This window comes from Mesorhizobium sp. M0808, from assembly GCF_040320025.1.
Lineage (GTDB): Bacteria > Pseudomonadota > Alphaproteobacteria > Rhizobiales > Rhizobiaceae > Mesorhizobium.
Genome location: NZ_JAMYOX010000025.1, coordinates 1 through 14,393 on the forward strand (window position 1 = coordinate 1; position 14,393 = coordinate 14,393).

Consider the following 14,393-nt stretch of genomic DNA (forward strand, 5'->3'; position numbering starts at 1 on the left):
CCACCCCCCCCACGCCCGCGGCCGCCAAAACACGCACTCCCCTCCCTCACGAGCCGCGCTCTTGGGCTGGGCCCGCCGACCCCGTTGGCTGGGCGACGGCGCATCGGCTGTTTGATCACCGGCCCCGGCGCTGCGTGAGACGGGCTTGGCTTGGTCGCACGCTGCTCGGACATTTGCGTCACCACCGCGAGCCGGCCCTCGTCATTTCGCGGCCTTGACGAATGACGGGTCGATCATCTGCTCCGGCGTCACGTCCGCCTGAAGCAGCCCGGCGTTCTTGGCGGCTGCCTCGACATCGGCGAATGTCTTGGTGGAAAATTCGCCCGTCAGCGCATCCTTGTTTTCGGCGAGAGTATAGTAACGCACGCCATCAAAGGCGGTGTTGAGGTCTTCGACGCTCGAACCGACTGCCTTGGAGATGATCGCCCGGCCGTCGGGCGTGTCGGCATTGTAAGCCTTCAGGGCCGCATCCCAGGTCTTGATCATGGCAAGCACCTGGCCGGGACGCGACTTGATCACCTCATCGCGCACCACGAACACGTCACTGATCAGGCCGGGATCTTCGCCTGCGGTGAAGAGCAGCTTGACGTCCTTGTTCTGTGCCCTGGCCGCGGTGAGATAAGGCTCATAGGTAACCGCGACCGGAACCTGGCCAGCGATCAACGCGCTGCCGGCATCCGCCGCCGGCATTGGAACCGGCTGGACATCGGCGATGGACATGCCGTTCTTGGCGAGCGCGTATTTGAGCAGGATGTCGCTCGTCGTGCCTTCCTCGAAAGCGACCTGCTTGCCCTTGAGGTCGGCGACGGAGGCGACGTCCTTGCCGGCGATCATGGCGTCTGCCGTCATGCTGACGTCGAGCAGAAGCACGATCTTCACCGGCAGGCCGGCCGCAACCATTCCCATAGCCGTGTGGGTCGCGATGTTGGCGGCATCGAGCTGGCCGCTCGCCAGGGCGGCGTTGATGTCCTTGTCCTCGGCGAAGTTCACGATCTGCACGTCGGACAGCCCGTTTGCCTTGAACAGACCCTTGGCTTCGGCGACGTGCCACTGGCCGTAGCCAAGCCATGGCTCGATGCCGATCTTGAATGTTCCTGCCTCAGGCGTCGCCGGAATTGTCGTGTCGGCCGCGTAGACCGCCGGGGCAAACCCGACGGCAGCAGCCATAACGAGTGCCCGAAATTGTCCTGCTAGGTTACGCATCATCTTGTTCCCCTTGATGATCAGGCCGCTTTTTTGAGCCAAACATCCGGCCTGGTGAGAATGCGGGCTTCTGCTCTTGCGGCATCGTGCCTCGGCATCTTAGCTGTCCGTTCAACGAAAGTGCGACGACACTTCAACGTCAGCAACAGCGGATGTCAAGGCTAAATACATACATGCATATACAAGTTAGACACCTCTTTCCGACTCTGAATCGCTCCACTGCGATCAGGTTTTTTTGGACGGAGAATACCGACTGCCAAGCGAGTAGCGGCTTCCAACGTAAGTCAGCTTGCTGATCGTGGCAACGACGGCGCCCGTCCATGTCCGGCGATGCAGAAACAGGCAGCAGCTGCCGACGTCGATGCCCAGATACCGCGCCGTCTCGGCATCGGCAGGGGTCGCCGAGATGATGTGCTCGACCTCCGTCACCGGGGTTTTCTGCATGAGATAGTCGTAGGTCGCTGTCCTGGAAAAATCCTGCTTGTCATAGTCGGGTATCAGGCCCGGGTTGACGAAGCGCTCTTCCAGTTGCACAGGCAGGTCGTTCTCGAAGTTGACGACGATGGAATGATAGACCGACACGCGCTTTGCAAACTCGAACGAAAGCGCGAGCTCCTTTGTCGGCATGATCTTTTCGAGGACGATAACCTCGGAGCGATGCCGGTTTCCCCGCGCGACAATTTCCGCCGCGATGTTGTTGATCTCGATCAGTGCGGATTGCGGTCGAGGTGGCGCGATGAATGTGCCGACGCCCTGGCGCCGGATCAGAAAACCCGCAGAGGTCAACTCCCGCAAGGCACGATGGACCGTCATCCGAGACACGCCGAGTGTCGCCACGAATTCATTTTCGGACGGCAGCTTGCGGTCCTTGCTCCATCGCCCCGTTCCGATGTTCGTCAGGATGTAGTCCTTGACCTTCTCGTAAAGAGGGCTGGCGGTGTCGGGCAAAGTTATCATTTCAAAAATCCTTTCCGGCAGGTTCGGAAATCACACGCGCCCGGCAGACCGCATCCGGATGATCGTTTTCAAGCCGTCACCCTGCCCCGCCAGCAGCCGCTCATAGGCTGCGGGAACATCATCCAGGCCGATCTCGCGGTCGATCAGTTCGACCATGGGCTCGGTCAATTCGCCGAGCATCCGAATGGCGTCGGGAAGCTCATCGGCAAAGGCGTGGCATCCCAGCAATGCTATTTCGCGTTCAACCAGGATGTTGGGATCGATATCGAGGCGGCCATGGAATATGCCGACCATCGCAACGGTGCCGCCGGCATCGAGAACGCCGAGCAACTGGCCGAGTGCTGCGACGCTGCCGGTTGCTTCGACGGCAGCGAGCAAGGGGGCATCCGCGGTGGCGGCGGCAATGGCGTCCCGGTTCAAGTCGACGATGCTGGCGCCGGTCACCCGCGCCACCCGGGCGCAGCGGCCAGGGTTGCCATCGGCGACGAGCACGGTACCTGCGAATGTCCGGGAAAGCAGCAGTGCGGCAAGCCCGCCGATAGTCCCGCAGCCGACCACCAGAACGGAGCCGGCCGTTTTCGGCAGACGCCGCACTGCGTGCAACGCTACAGCCAGCGGCTCGGCCATCGCCGCGACCCGTTCGTCAAGCGCGGCATCGACGACGTGCAGCAGGCGTGCGGGCAGGACCGCCTGTTCGGCAAATCCGCCGTCGCATATCTCGCCGACAAAGCCCAGCGACGTGCAAAGATGCCGCCTGCCTGCATGGCATCGCGCGCATTCTCCACACCAGAAACGGGAATCGGCGACCACGCGGTCGCCAACAGCGACGGTATCCACCCCCTCGCCGATGGCGATCACCGTGCCTGTCAGCTCATGGCCAGCCGTCGAAGGCGATCGGCTTATCCATTGGCCCGTGCGGAAGTTGTGGAGATCGGAACCGCAAATGCCTGCGGCATCGACCCTCAGCTTCACCCAGCCTGGCTCGGGAGCGCCTGGCGTGGCGATATCCTCGACGCGCAAGTCGCCGGGTCCATAGAGTCGCGCCGCCCTCATCGTCATCGTTTCGGCTCAGCCGGCGAGATAGCGATCGCGGATCTCCGAAACCGCGTTCTCATGCGAGCTGAATCCTTCGTAGCGGGCGAGCCTGCGGGCATGCAGGGCGAGTTCCGGATAGGCCGCCGAGGTCACATAGCCGACCGACGATCTCTTGACGAAATCCGTCACGGAAAGCGGTCCAAAGGTTCGCGCCCACCGGCTGGTCGGCAGCACCGCATTGGGTCCTAGGACGAAGTTGGCGAGGGTCACCGGCGTATGCGGACCCATGAGGATCTCGGCGGCTTCCGTGATACGTCCGAGATGCGCAAATGGCTCGGTTGACAGAATCTCGAGGTGCTCCGGCGCATAGTCGTTGATGAACCGGTAGCTGTCCTCCAGCGACTCGGTCAGCACGATGCCGCCGCGCTTCCCAGTCAGCACCGCGCGTGAGAACTCCACACGCTGTTCGCTCATCCTGGACCAGTGTTCCGGTATCGCAATCAACGCGGCTTCGGCGACCTTGCGGCTGTGCGTCACCAGGTAGGCCGAGGAATCCGGCCCGTGCTCGGCCTCGATCAACAGGTCAAGAGCAGCCAGGCCGCCGTCGACGCTGTGATCGGCAAAAATGATCGCTTCGGAAGGACCGGCGGGGAGACCTGTGTTGATGATCGGGGACAACACGCTCTTTGCCGCCACCACCCACGGGCTCCCCGGCCCGACGATCTTGACGGCAGGCTTCACAGTCTCGGTCCCATAGGCGACGGCGGCGACCGCATGGGCGCCGCCGCACTTGTACACGGTCTCCACGCCGGCGATGCGGGCAGCAACCAGCGTCGCGGCGTCGACGGAACCATCCGAAGTCGCAGGCGTCACGATCGCGATCTGGGGAACCCCGGCAATCACCGCCGGAACCGAGGTCATCATCGTCACCGAGGGAAAGGCGCCTTTGCCGCGCGGAACATAAAGCGCAACGGAAGCAATCGGTGTGTATCGGTCACCCGCATAGGCGCCCGGCCGAACTTCCTTGAGCCACATCGTTTCCGGGCGCTGCTCCTCGTGGAAATGCCGGATGTTCTCAATACCGAACCGGATACTCTCCACGACATCCTTCTCGACCTTGTCGAATGCCGCGTCGAACTCCGCTTCCGAAACTTTCAGTCCACCGTCGGCAACATCGGCTTTGTCGAGTTCGCGTGCAAACCGGAGCAAGGCCGCGTCACCTTCATCCTTGACGGCCTGGATGATTGGACGGACCTTTTCGATGAAGGAAGACAGATCTCCTTCGGCGCGTTTCAGTAAACTGGACCGCTGATCGACACTGAGGGATGACAGGCGGTGGAAGCTGACGTCAGACATGGCGGCTCCTTTTCTTAGAACACAATTACGATTAGCGCTTGTCGATCACTTCTGGGACACGTCTCCGGCCACTGAAGCCTTCAAATCGATGCGAGAAAGCCTCCATCCACGGGAATGGACTGGCCGGTTATGTAGGCTGCCGCATCCGAAGCGAGGAACACCGCGATTCCGTGCAGGTCCGAGAGATCACCAAAACGGCGCTGCGGAATCTTGGCAAGCATCGATTGCTGCCATGCCTCGTTGCTGTAGAACACGTCTGTCATCGCTGTCCTGAAATAGCCAGGCGCAATGGCGTTGACCCGGATCCCGAGATCGGCCCACTCCGCCGCAAGCGCTCGCGTCATGCCGAGGAGGCCTGATTTCGACGAGCCGTACGGCACCGCCGTGGGAACCCCAACCTCGGAGGTCAGCGAGCAGAGATTGATAATGACGCCGGGCCGTCCGGCGTCTCTCATCTGCCGCGCGGCGGCTTGGGCGCAGAAGAAGGCGCCTTTGAGATTCGTATCGACAATCCGGTCCCACAAGGCCTCGTCGACATCGAGTGAAGGCCGGACCTCTTCCACCCCCGCATTGTTGACGAGAATATCGAGACCTCCGAGCAGGCTGCCGGCCTCGGCTGTCGCCGCCCGGCAGCGGTCGACATCGGTGACATCCAGGGCGATGGCATGCGCGACCCCGCCGGCGGTGCGGATGGCGGCCATCGTCTTCTCGAGCGAGGCCACGCTGCGCGCCGTGACCGCGACGTCGGCGCCGGCCGCGCTGAGCGCCTCGGCGATGCTGCGCCCGATGCCACGGCTTGCGCCGGTTACAAGCGCCTTCCTGCCTGACAGATCGAAGAGAGATGCGTTGCGCATGTCATCCTCCTTGGTAATGTCGCGCTTGGACCGATCGCGTCGAGACTATCCGAATGCAGCTTATCTATACAAGCATGTACATCATGGCTGTAGTGCGCCATGCGGAACTTTGCTTGTCAGAGCGGCAGCGCATTGGCCGACATCGGACCGGTCTACGCGGTTCGCCCCAGCCCATCTGGAGTTCATCGGGAGGGATAGATGAAGCGCGCAGTAGACCACGACGCGATGAGCGTGGTCGGCTATACCACCCCCTGGAGTGCCAAAGCAGGCCAGCGGATCAACCTCAGCCTGTCATGCGATCGGCCGATAAAGGCCACACGAATTTGCCGGCTCGACAAGCCGGCTCCGGAACTTCTCGCCTGGCCCATCGAAACGATAGGTGAAGCACGGCGTCGGCATTTCGACCAGGGGTCGTTCCTGTTCGTGCGAGCCGGCGAACTGGTCAAAGTACAAGCCGTCCACGGCATTCGTTTCGAGCTGTTCCTCACGCGCAACGAAGGTGCGCGCACGATCCTGGAAGCAGGCGCCCTCGGGCTGCGCCTCCGCGACGGCGCATTTGTCGTGGAAATCGGCGGCGAAACCCCTGTCGAGAAGAAGGCGCCAACTGGTGTGTGGCTCACTGTCGAGTTGGACCTGCGGCAGGAACAATCGCGTCTGCGCATCAAATCCCATGATCTTCTCGCGCCTTACGAACTCCATGAAGGTTTTGGCGGCCCGGCGCGGAACCTCCAGGCGCACGGTATCCATTTCGGCGCAAGTGCCACCAACCACGAACCTACCCTCAACGCGAAATTTGCCGCGATCCGGCTCGACACCCCACACGGGACTGTTGCCTGGGATTTCCCGACGCTGTTACCAACGCAGCCGATCCTGTCGTCGGGCGGAGCAGATCCGCTGCTCCTGGATGTGATCAATCAGCCAGCCTTCTGCGTGACTTCGGCACGGTGGGACGGATCGAGCTTCGAGCCTCGCTTGGTGCCGTCGCACTACGACGCTATCCATTGCCACGACGACGACATCGGCCCGCTTGCATGGCCGGCATCGCACCGCGCGACGATCCCCGAAAACGCACACCCAGGCGTCTACGCGTTCCAGGTCGAATGGGAGGGTGGCTACGAACGCGTGGTGTTCTTCGTCACCTCTTCACAGGTTTCGTCGCCGCTGTTGTTTCTCGTGCCGACGGCCACCTATCTCGCTTATGCGGACGAATATCTCCCGGATCATCTTTATGAATGGAAAGGCGACGACCGGGGACATCGCTTCGCGATCGCCAACAATCTGAAATCCCTTTACGACTACCATTCCGACCTTAGCGGTGTTTCCATCTGCTCCTACAAAAAGCCGAAAGTGACGCTCAGGGACGATTACGATTATCCGCTCTGCGGCTGCCCACACAACCTGCCGGTCGATCTGCATTTCCTCCGATTCTGCCACGAAAATGGAATCGTGTTTGACGTCATGACCGATCACGATTTGCACGAATGCGGCATAGACGGTTTGCGTCGACATCAAGCCGTCGTCACCGGCAGTCATCCCGAATATATGTCGATCGAGATGGAGCAGGCGCTGCGGCAGTTTGTGGCCGAAGGCGGCAGCATCGCCTATCTCGGCGGAAACGGCTTTGCTGCCACTGTGGCTTTCAAGGACGATCTGATGGAGTTGCGGCGCTCGCCGCTGGAGGCCGGCCGAACCTGGGACGGCCCGGTCGCCGAACAGGCGCTGTCGATCACCAACGAACCAGGCGGCTATCTCCGCTGCCGCGGCCGAGGCGAATTCTCGCTGATCGGCGGTGCAATCTCATTGATGGGTTTCGATGGCGCACGCCCTTTCACGCGCACTGAGGAAAGCCATGAAGCAGGATGCGCATGGCTGTTCGAAGGCGTTGAAAATGCGACCTTCGGCACCGACGGCATCGTGCTGGGCGGTGCCGCGGGCTACGAAGTGGATGCGACGGATCCGGCCCTCGGCACTTCCGCTGACACCGTCGTGATCGCGCGTGCGACGGGATTTCCCGACAGCTTCTTTCAGGATCCGACGCGCTGGTACGAGGGCGGGGATAGGCAGCACATCGCCCGCCGCTGCGCCGAAATGACCCTGCGAAAGCTCGCAGCAGGCGGCTTGATCTTTTCCGCAAGCTCGGTTGCCTGGTGCGGCGCGCTGCCAGCCGCAGGCGCCATGAACGATGTCGGCAGGATCACGCTCAATCTGCTTACCCGCCTCGGCGCCACGAAAGGAGAACCCGGCCGAGAAAAATCGATAAGCTGATTGGCGCCGTTACGGAAAGATCCGTATCCGGTTTTGGGAATCAAATCAGTCGGCGTGCACCGGCTTCGTCTCACATGCCTCTCCCCACCTGACGGACGGCAGTTGCCTCAGCCGCAACCTTCAGGTGCGCTGCTTTGACAAACGGCGCTGAACCAGAATTTGGCGCGGCATCAACGACACCCTCGCCGACTAGGCAAGGAAGCTCGGTATCCCTTCTTCGGCGGCGTGCAAGCGTTGTCGGACTATCCCGCAACGAATTGTCGGAACTGACCGATCTGGCCCGTCCTTGGGTCTCACCAGGGCAAGGAAGACGCGATGAGAGACCTGATCTTGAAGATGTCCATATCGATCGACGGCTTCGTGAGTGACCTGGAAGGCCGAAACACATGGATGTTCGGCGCCGATCAAGAGGCGAAGGCCTGGGGCGTAGAGTTCATATGGAACTCGAGCCTGCACATCATGGGCAGCCGCAGCTTCCGTGACATGGCCGCCTGGTGGCCGACCTCCTGCGAGCAGTTCGCGGCGCCGATGAACCAGATCCCCAAGGCCGTCTTCTCACGACGGGGACCGGAGATCCTGAGGGAGGTGAGCAAGTCGGCGGCGCTCGATGAGGCTCGCGCCGTCAACGCGGGAACCGGACAGCCGGCGAAGTTGCAGCCCGGTGGTGAAAGTTGGGCGGAGGCCTATGTGGCGAGCGGTGACTTGGCGGAGGAAGTCGCGAAGTTGAAAGCCCAAGAGGGCAAGCCGATCATCGCCCACGGCGGAGTGAGCTTCGCCCGCAGTCTCGTCGCCCAAGGACTGGTCGACCAGCTCGCCCTGATGGTGGCCCCCGTGGCGCTGGGCAAAGGCCTGCCGCTGTTCTCCGAACTGGTCGCGCCGATGTCTCTCAAGCTGGTGAGCTCGAAAGCCTTCCCGGGGGGCGCGGTGGCGCAGATTTACCGGCCAACGTGAACACGTCAGAGAATGTGTGCAGCCAGCGAACCGGCGAAGTGAGGGCGAGGTTTGAATGAATGCGATCCCTTCGGATCGTCGTCGATCGATAGGAGCCTGTGCGTGGCGAAGCTTGTGTTCGGAATGATGCAGTCGCTCGACGGCTATGTCGCTGGCGCCGAGGGCGGGCCCGGGCTGCCGATGCCCGGAGAGGCGCTCCATCGCCACTTCAACGCCCATGTGCGCGGGATCGCCGGCAGCCTCTACGGCCGGCGCATGTACGAGGTAATGCGCTATTGGGACGAGGATCAGTCGGGACAGGACCAGGTCGGGCGCGACTTTGCGGCGGCCTGGCGGGCGCAGCCGAAATGGGTCGTCTCTCGCACCCTGAAGTCGGTCGGGCCGAACGCCACGCTGGTGGACGACGATCTCAAAGGGTTCGTTAGGGCGCTTAAAGCCGAACACGAGGGCGAGATCGAAGTCGCCGGACCGGAGCTTGCGGGTAGTCTGACCGAGCTTGGCCTTATCGATGAGTACCGGCTCTACTTCCGTCCCATCGTGCTTGGTCGCGGCAAGCCATTCTTCGCCGGCCCGCGGCCGCCGCTGCGTCTCGTGGCCAGCGACCGGGTTGGCGAGGACGCGATCAGAGTGACGTACGTTCCCGCCTGATCACAACCCACCCGACACCCTAACGTCCGTCGGACCGAATTTGAGCTCATTCCCACTCGATGGTGCCTGGCGGTTTGCTCGTCACGTCATAGACGACGCGGTTGATGCCGCGCACCTCGTTGATGATGCCGGTGGCGGCGGCGCCCAGGAATGCCATGTCGTGACGGTGATATCCGCGGTGCTGCCATCTACCGATGGTGACGCTTTCGGCGCGTATGCGCGTACATACCGATAAGGGCAGCGGTCACGAGCCGCGCTGTCCCCACGGGCATTGCTCTACGTGCGCCCTTCAAGGAAAAGGAGCATTGTGACGGGGCTTAGCTATAGACGCTGTAGCATTGATCTAATGCGATTTATCGCAGCATCGACACCTTGCCTAGGCAGACTTTCAACCTTGTAAAATGAAAGGAACGTAAGCGAGGCTTGAGGAGCACAGGTATTCAGAATAGCTGTCTTGAGAACACGCCGCACTGGCCGCCTGAGGATCAGCCAATCGACCCACCAAGGGGAGCCCAAAGTTGTTATTGCAACCACCTTCCTTAACTGGCGAAGTCGCGGTTGTATGGCACCAAGATCGGCTGCGTGATCGTAGGCAATACCAGGCACCCATACCCTGTCGAACCAGCCCTTCAATATAGCTGGAGGTCCGAACCACCACGTGGGAAAAATCAAGACGATAGTCTCGGCCCAGAGAAGATCCTCAATCTCTTTAGCTACCTCTGTAGTCTCGAATCCGGAATAGTAGCTCGCGCGCTCCGCCGGTGTAAGAGCCGGGAAGAAGCCAGATCGATACAGATCAACATGTCGGCACTGGTGCTTCGCATCCATCAGGGTGTCGATAGCTGCTTTCGAAAGCGTTTGGCAAAGGCTTGGATTGAGTGGATGAGCCGTGACAATCAAACATCGCATACTAATATTTTGAATCCTCCCCAATTTGGTTGCGCTGCGCGTCATCATTCGTGCGGCGCGGTTCGGGCGAAGCTTCTCATACCAATCATGGATTTCGAAATAGCTGTACGCGCCACAGTCTTCAAAGAGCAATTGTTTTTCGACGCCGAGAATGGCCCTTCTACAGCGGTACGCTCGAGACAGCGCCATCGGCGACCTGCCAGGCGTCAGTCGCGCGATATGGACAGCCCCGCGAGAAGCGGCGCGTACGCGGCGAGCCTGCGGGATACGAACTCCGTGAAGAGCCGTACGCGCTTCGTCTTGCGTGTCTCCCCCTGTGTGAGAAGCCAGAGCGTTCCGTACATGTGCAGGTCGGTGCCCGGCACCCTCACCAGTAGGGGGTCGGCATCGCCGACGAAGCAGGGCAGTGTCGTGATCCCGAGCCCTTGCCGTACAGCAACGATCTGCGCCTCGGCGTCCGTGGTCCTGAAGGGAACCCCCGTGGTGCGAACCTCACCCTCGCTGGCCCATTCCGGAATTCCATGAATGCTTATGACGATCCACCGGATGGGATCAGGCGCGCCCGCACGCCACGCGGCTAGTCGATCACAGGACATATAGACGCCGCCGAACACCTCCGGTCCCTTCAGGCCATGAAGATTGAGCGGCAGGGTTTTGCGGTCGTAGACGACGCGGATCGCGACGTCGGCCTCTCGGTTGGTCAGATTTGCCAGCTCGCCGGACGACAAGATTTCCATCTCGATATCCGGATGCAGACGCGCGAAATCGGCGAAGTCCGGCATGAGCAGGTGTGTCGCGAGGGGCGGTGCCAGCGTCACCCGCAGAAGCCCGCGCACGCTCTGGTCGCGCCCGAAGACGCGCGTCTCCAGCAGGTGCGACGACACTTCCATCTGGTCCGCGAACTCGAGGACCTCCTCGCCCGCAGCCGTCAGGCGGTAGCCCGAAGGCAGCTTTTCGAACATCTGCACCCCGAGGCGTTCCTCGAGCTGGGCGACGCGTCGCAGCACGGTCGAGTGGTTCACACCGAGGCGCTCGGCGGCGGCCCGCACCGAGCCTCCGCGCGCGACGGCAAGAAAGTAGCGAACGTCATCCCAGTCGATCATGGTGCAATCCGGCACCGCGCGGTGCGCCTTCCAAAGCCCGTATCTAACACATCGAACAGCAGTACGGGCGGTCATCATAGCCTATGTCGACGAGCGCGGCTCAATTCCGAACGGCGGACGCCGATCGTCGCGGCTGGCGTCAGTCGTCCAGCCGGATCGATTTCGCACCACCGATGTGCGCGCTTCCGCACTCAACAACTGACGCCGGCGGACCCATTTCGAGGTTCTCGGAGGCAGATGCCGTCCCGACACCACGAAAGGAGAAGTCATGGGAAAGCTTGAGGGTAAGGTTGCAGTCATCACGGGTGGATCGAGCGGCATGGCGCTGGCGAGCGCCAAGCGGTTCGTTGAAGAAGGCGCCTATGTTTTCATCACGGGCCGGAGACAGGAGGCGCTGGACGAGGCCGTCAAGCTGATCGGCCGGAACGTGACCGGCGTGCGCGGCGACGCGGCCAATCTCGACGACCTCGACCGCCTGTTCGATACAGTCAAGCGGGAAAAGGGCAGGATCGACGTCCTGTACGCGAGCGCCGGCACGGGCGAAGCCGTCCCACTGGGCGAGATTACCGAGCAGCACTTCGATGCGGCCTTCGGCCTGAATACGCGCGGCACGCTGTTTACGGTTCAGAAGGCGTTGCCGCTGTTCAACGATGGCGGATCGATCTTCATGACCGGGTCAGTTGCTTCGGTGAAAGGTTTTCCTGGTTACAGCGTGTATGCGGCGAGCAAGGCGGCGCTGCACGCATTCGCACGCGGGTGGCTCAACGAACTCAAGGGCAGGAATATCCGGGTGAACGTGCTGCACCCGGGGCCGATCGCCACACCGATGCAGGACCAAGTTCTGACCGAGGAGGCGAAGCAGATGTTCGAATCCCTGATCCCGCGGGGAAAGATGGGGCGTCCTGAGGAAATTGCGACGGCCGCGCTGTTTCTTGCTTCCGACGATTCGAGCTTCGTGAATGGGGTGGAGTTGTCTGTCGATGGCGGCTTCTCGGCCATCTGAAATCGCGCCGGATCACGGGAAGCGGCTGACCGGCGGGAACTAGCGTGTCCATGGTGGAACGACCACGCAAAGGTCGCCACACAGCGGAACGAATAACCCAGCGCCGTTGAAGGCCGGGGAATCAATACCAACACGGATCGGAGAAGCATTATGAGCTACGCAATTGTAGGATTCGGTAAGATAGGCCAGGCCCTCGCCCACGCCTTCGCCCGTAAAAACATCGACGTGGCCGTCGCGAGCCGCCGGCCGCCCGAGGCGTTGGCGCCGCAGGCTCGGGCGATTGGACCCACGGTCGTCGCCAAGTCGCTGCGGGATGCACTCGAGGCCGACACAATTATCTTGGCGGTCCCGTTCGGGGAGCATCGCGAGGTTGCGAAAGCCCTGCCGAGTTGGAAAGGCAAGACGGTCATCGACGCGATGAACGCGTTTCCAGTCCCTGAAGAGCTGGACGGCCTGCCGTCCTCCGCCTTCGTCGCGAAGGCGTTCACCGGCGCCAAGCTCGTCAAAGGGTTCAATCATCTGGTTGCGGCCACCCTGGCTGCCGATCCGATCGTCGAGGGCGGGCACCGTGTCGTCTTTCTGTCGAGCGACGACGAGGACGCGACCGCTCCCGTGGCGGCCTTGGCCAAACAACTCGGGTTCGCACCCGTCAAGCTGGGAAAGCTCAACGAGGGTGGCGCGCTGGTGCAGGCACGCGGCCGCACTTGGGGCCAGCTCATCTTCCAGGATTTGTTCAAGAAGGAGCAGTAATCGATGTACGACCATGTGACCTGGCCCGAGCGATATGATCCGAAAACGTCGGCCATCTACGCACTCAACGACATTGACGTGAAGGCGCCGCCTGAAGCGGTCTGGAAGCTGCTCGTCGAAGCCGAGAATTGGTCGAGCTACTTTCCCGCCGAGGATCAGGTCAAGATTCTGACGGGGGAGCCGGAACTGGCGCTCGGAACGCGATACAGCCGTGTGACGGTTGGATTTCCGATGAGTCTGGTCGTGACGGAATGCGAGCCCCTTCGCAGGCTCGCATGGGCGACGACAGTTGATGGCGACGAGACCGGCTCAAGCGCATACCATGGCTGGGTCATCACGCCTACGGACCATGGCTGCCATGTGCTGACCGAGGAAACGCAGCAGGGCCCCTTCTTCCTCGATGAGCTCGGGCGCAAACATCCCGGCGCACTCTACCGGTATCACCAAGACTGGGTCGAAAGCCTCGCCCACGCAGCGGAGGCGGAAACAGCGAAGACGACAGTGGATTGATTGCGCTTCCTATTTAATTTTGGAGATGAATGAGATGAATATCGAACTCAAAGGCCGCAAGGCCATCGTTACCGGATCCACCGCCGGTATCGGCCGCGCGACGGCGGAGGGGTTGGCGCGTGCCGGTGCATCGGTCGTCGTCAACGGCCGTGGAAACGCTCGGGTCGATGAGGCGGTGCGGCAGCTGCGGCAGGCCTTCCCCGGCAGCGACATCTCGGGTATCGCCGCTGATCTTGCGACAGCGGAGGGGGCAAAGGCCTTGATCGCGCATGCGCCGGACGCCGATATCCTTGTGAACAACGTCGGTACAGCACACATCCGGAGCTACAACGGCGTCGAGGATATCGCAAATATCCCCGATGAGGACTGGCTTGACCTCTTCCAGTTGAACGTAATGAGTGGCGTGCGCGCGAGCCGTCATTACCTGCCGCGGATGGTGGCGAAAGGCTGGGGCCGCGTCGTGTTCATAAGTAGCGAATCCGCAGTCAACATCCCTAAGGAAATGCTCGACTATGGCATGACCAAGACCGCTCAACTCGCGGTCTCACGCGGGCTTGCCGAGGCGGTCGCGGGCACGGGCGTCACCGTCAACGCCGTCCTGCCGGGACCTACCCGCTCTGAGATCCTGGGCAACTTCATGGCGAAACAGGCTGACGCAAATGGAATCACGCAGCACGAAGCCGAGCAGGGATTCCTGCAGGCGATGCGTCCGACGAGCCTCATCCACCGCTTCGCGACCACCGATGAGGTGGCCAACATGATCATCTACACATGCTCGGAGCAGGCTTCGGCGACCACCGGCGCGGCTTTGCGGGTGGATGGTGGCGTGGTCCGCTTCGTCGCGTAGCA

General features: G+C 61.8%; 14 protein-coding genes and 1 pseudogene. 7 read left to right on the forward strand and 8 right to left on the reverse strand.

What is annotated here, in order from left to right:
* Positions 1 to 201: 201 nt before the first annotated feature.
* The 5 genes from NKI25_RS24065 to NKI25_RS24085 all read right to left on the reverse strand — a co-directional run bounded on the left by NKI25_RS24065 (position 202) and on the right by NKI25_RS24085 (position 5,405).
* On the reverse strand, positions 202 to 1,203 hold the full coding sequence (locus NKI25_RS24065) for an ABC transporter substrate-binding protein (RefSeq protein ID WP_352615287.1): 1,002 nt from the start codon (positions 1,201 to 1,203) through the stop codon (positions 202 to 204).
* Positions 1,204 to 1,428: 225 nt separating this feature from the next.
* Positions 1,429 to 2,160: a histidine utilization transcriptional repressor HutC gene (hutC, locus tag NKI25_RS24070; RefSeq protein ID WP_352999600.1), complete on the reverse strand. Its 732-nt coding sequence runs from the start codon at positions 2,158 to 2,160 to the stop codon at positions 1,429 to 1,431.
* A 30-nt stretch (positions 2,161 to 2,190) separates the two neighbouring features.
* Complete coding sequence (locus tag NKI25_RS24075) at positions 2,191 to 3,213, reverse strand: zinc-dependent alcohol dehydrogenase (protein ID WP_352999636.1); 1,023 nt, start codon at positions 3,211 to 3,213, stop codon at positions 2,191 to 2,193.
* A 15-nt stretch (positions 3,214 to 3,228) separates the two neighbouring features.
* Positions 3,229 to 4,551, reverse strand: coding sequence for a histidinol dehydrogenase (hisD, locus tag NKI25_RS24080; RefSeq protein WP_352593721.1), 1,323 nt, complete (start codon positions 4,549 to 4,551; stop codon positions 3,229 to 3,231).
* An 80-nt stretch (positions 4,552 to 4,631) separates the two neighbouring features.
* Positions 4,632 to 5,405, reverse strand: coding sequence for an SDR family NAD(P)-dependent oxidoreductase (locus NKI25_RS24085; RefSeq protein WP_352451001.1), 774 nt, complete (start codon positions 5,403 to 5,405; stop codon positions 4,632 to 4,634).
* Between the two features lie 198 nt (positions 5,406 to 5,603).
* Here NKI25_RS24085 and NKI25_RS24090 point away from each other — a divergent pair, with 198 nt between their 5' ends.
* From NKI25_RS24090 to NKI25_RS24100, 3 genes are all read left to right on the forward strand, one after another.
* On the forward strand, positions 5,604 to 7,670 hold the full coding sequence (locus NKI25_RS24090; protein ID WP_352593722.1) for a N,N-dimethylformamidase beta subunit family domain-containing protein: 2,067 nt from the start codon (positions 5,604 to 5,606) through the stop codon (positions 7,668 to 7,670).
* Positions 7,671 to 7,985: 315 nt separating this feature from the next.
* Positions 7,986 to 8,621 (forward strand): dihydrofolate reductase family protein, encoded by a 636-nt coding sequence (locus NKI25_RS24095; protein WP_352999604.1) that lies wholly within the window; start codon positions 7,986 to 7,988, stop codon positions 8,619 to 8,621.
* Positions 8,622 to 8,723: 102 nt separating this feature from the next.
* Positions 8,724 to 9,269, forward strand: coding sequence for a dihydrofolate reductase family protein (locus tag NKI25_RS24100; RefSeq protein WP_023676194.1), 546 nt, complete (start codon positions 8,724 to 8,726; stop codon positions 9,267 to 9,269).
* Between the two features lie 46 nt (positions 9,270 to 9,315).
* Here NKI25_RS24100 and NKI25_RS24105 read toward each other — a convergent pair.
* The 3 genes and pseudogenes from NKI25_RS24105 to NKI25_RS24115 all read right to left on the reverse strand — a co-directional run.
* Positions 9,316 to 9,482, reverse strand: a pseudogene (locus NKI25_RS24105) (GMP synthase (glutamine-hydrolyzing)); the annotation flags it as partial.
* A gap of 108 nt (positions 9,483 to 9,590) precedes the next feature.
* On the reverse strand, positions 9,591 to 10,367 hold the full coding sequence (locus NKI25_RS24110) for an NAD(P)H-dependent oxidoreductase (protein WP_352593724.1): 777 nt from the start codon (positions 10,365 to 10,367) through the stop codon (positions 9,591 to 9,593).
* Positions 10,368 to 10,384: 17 nt separating this feature from the next.
* Positions 10,385 to 11,281 carry a LysR family transcriptional regulator gene (locus tag NKI25_RS24115; protein WP_023676196.1) on the reverse strand — a complete coding sequence of 299 codons (897 nt, stop codon included), beginning with the start codon at positions 11,279 to 11,281 and terminating at the stop codon, positions 10,385 to 10,387.
* Between the two features lie 268 nt (positions 11,282 to 11,549).
* Between NKI25_RS24115 and NKI25_RS24120 the strand changes: the two genes are divergently transcribed.
* The 4 genes from NKI25_RS24120 to NKI25_RS24135 all read left to right on the forward strand — a co-directional run bounded on the left by NKI25_RS24120 (position 11,550) and on the right by NKI25_RS24135 (position 14,391).
* On the forward strand, positions 11,550 to 12,284 hold the full coding sequence (locus tag NKI25_RS24120) for an SDR family NAD(P)-dependent oxidoreductase (RefSeq protein ID WP_023676197.1): 735 nt from the start codon (positions 11,550 to 11,552) through the stop codon (positions 12,282 to 12,284).
* Between the two features lie 150 nt (positions 12,285 to 12,434).
* On the forward strand, positions 12,435 to 13,034 hold the full coding sequence (locus tag NKI25_RS24125) for an NADPH-dependent F420 reductase (RefSeq protein ID WP_352593725.1): 600 nt from the start codon (positions 12,435 to 12,437) through the stop codon (positions 13,032 to 13,034).
* 3 nt (positions 13,035 to 13,037) lie between these two features.
* Entirely contained in the window at positions 13,038 to 13,544 is a 507-nt protein-coding gene (locus NKI25_RS24130) for an SRPBCC domain-containing protein (RefSeq protein ID WP_352450990.1), read from the forward strand.
* Positions 13,545 to 13,578: 34 nt separating this feature from the next.
* Positions 13,579 to 14,391: an SDR family NAD(P)-dependent oxidoreductase gene (locus NKI25_RS24135; protein WP_352578786.1), complete on the forward strand. Its 813-nt coding sequence runs from the start codon at positions 13,579 to 13,581 to the stop codon at positions 14,389 to 14,391.
* Positions 14,392 to 14,393 lie beyond the last annotated feature (2 nt).

Bases quoted from the DNA above. Each gene is read 5' to 3' on its own strand.
- NKI25_RS24065 (WP_352615287.1), bottom strand. From the start codon at position 1,203: ATGCGTAACCTAGCAGGACAATTTCGGGCACTCGTTATGGCTGCTGCC.
- hutC (WP_352999600.1), bottom strand. From the start codon at position 2,160: ATGATAACTTTGCCCGACACCGCCAGCCCTCTTTACGAGAAGGTCAAG.
- NKI25_RS24075 (WP_352999636.1), bottom strand. From the start codon at position 3,213: ATGAGGGCGGCGCGACTCTATGGACCCGGCGACTTGCGCGTCGAGGAT.
- hisD (WP_352593721.1), bottom strand. From the start codon at position 4,551: ATGTCTGACGTCAGCTTCCACCGCCTGTCATCCCTCAGTGTCGATCAG.
- NKI25_RS24085 (WP_352451001.1), bottom strand. From the start codon at position 5,405: ATGCGCAACGCATCTCTCTTCGATCTGTCAGGCAGGAAGGCGCTTGTA.
- NKI25_RS24090 (WP_352593722.1), top strand. From the start codon at position 5,604: ATGAAGCGCGCAGTAGACCACGACGCGATGAGCGTGGTCGGCTATACC.
- NKI25_RS24095 (WP_352999604.1), top strand. From the start codon at position 7,986: ATGAGAGACCTGATCTTGAAGATGTCCATATCGATCGACGGCTTCGTG.
- NKI25_RS24110 (WP_352593724.1), bottom strand. From the start codon at position 10,367: ATGGCGCTGTCTCGAGCGTACCGCTGTAGAAGGGCCATTCTCGGCGTC.
- NKI25_RS24115 (WP_023676196.1), bottom strand. From the start codon at position 11,281: ATGATCGACTGGGATGACGTTCGCTACTTTCTTGCCGTCGCGCGCGGA.
- NKI25_RS24120 (WP_023676197.1), top strand. From the start codon at position 11,550: ATGGGAAAGCTTGAGGGTAAGGTTGCAGTCATCACGGGTGGATCGAGC.
- NKI25_RS24125 (WP_352593725.1), top strand. From the start codon at position 12,435: ATGAGCTACGCAATTGTAGGATTCGGTAAGATAGGCCAGGCCCTCGCC.
- NKI25_RS24130 (WP_352450990.1), top strand. From the start codon at position 13,038: ATGTACGACCATGTGACCTGGCCCGAGCGATATGATCCGAAAACGTCG.
- NKI25_RS24135 (WP_352578786.1), top strand. From the start codon at position 13,579: ATGAATATCGAACTCAAAGGCCGCAAGGCCATCGTTACCGGATCCACC.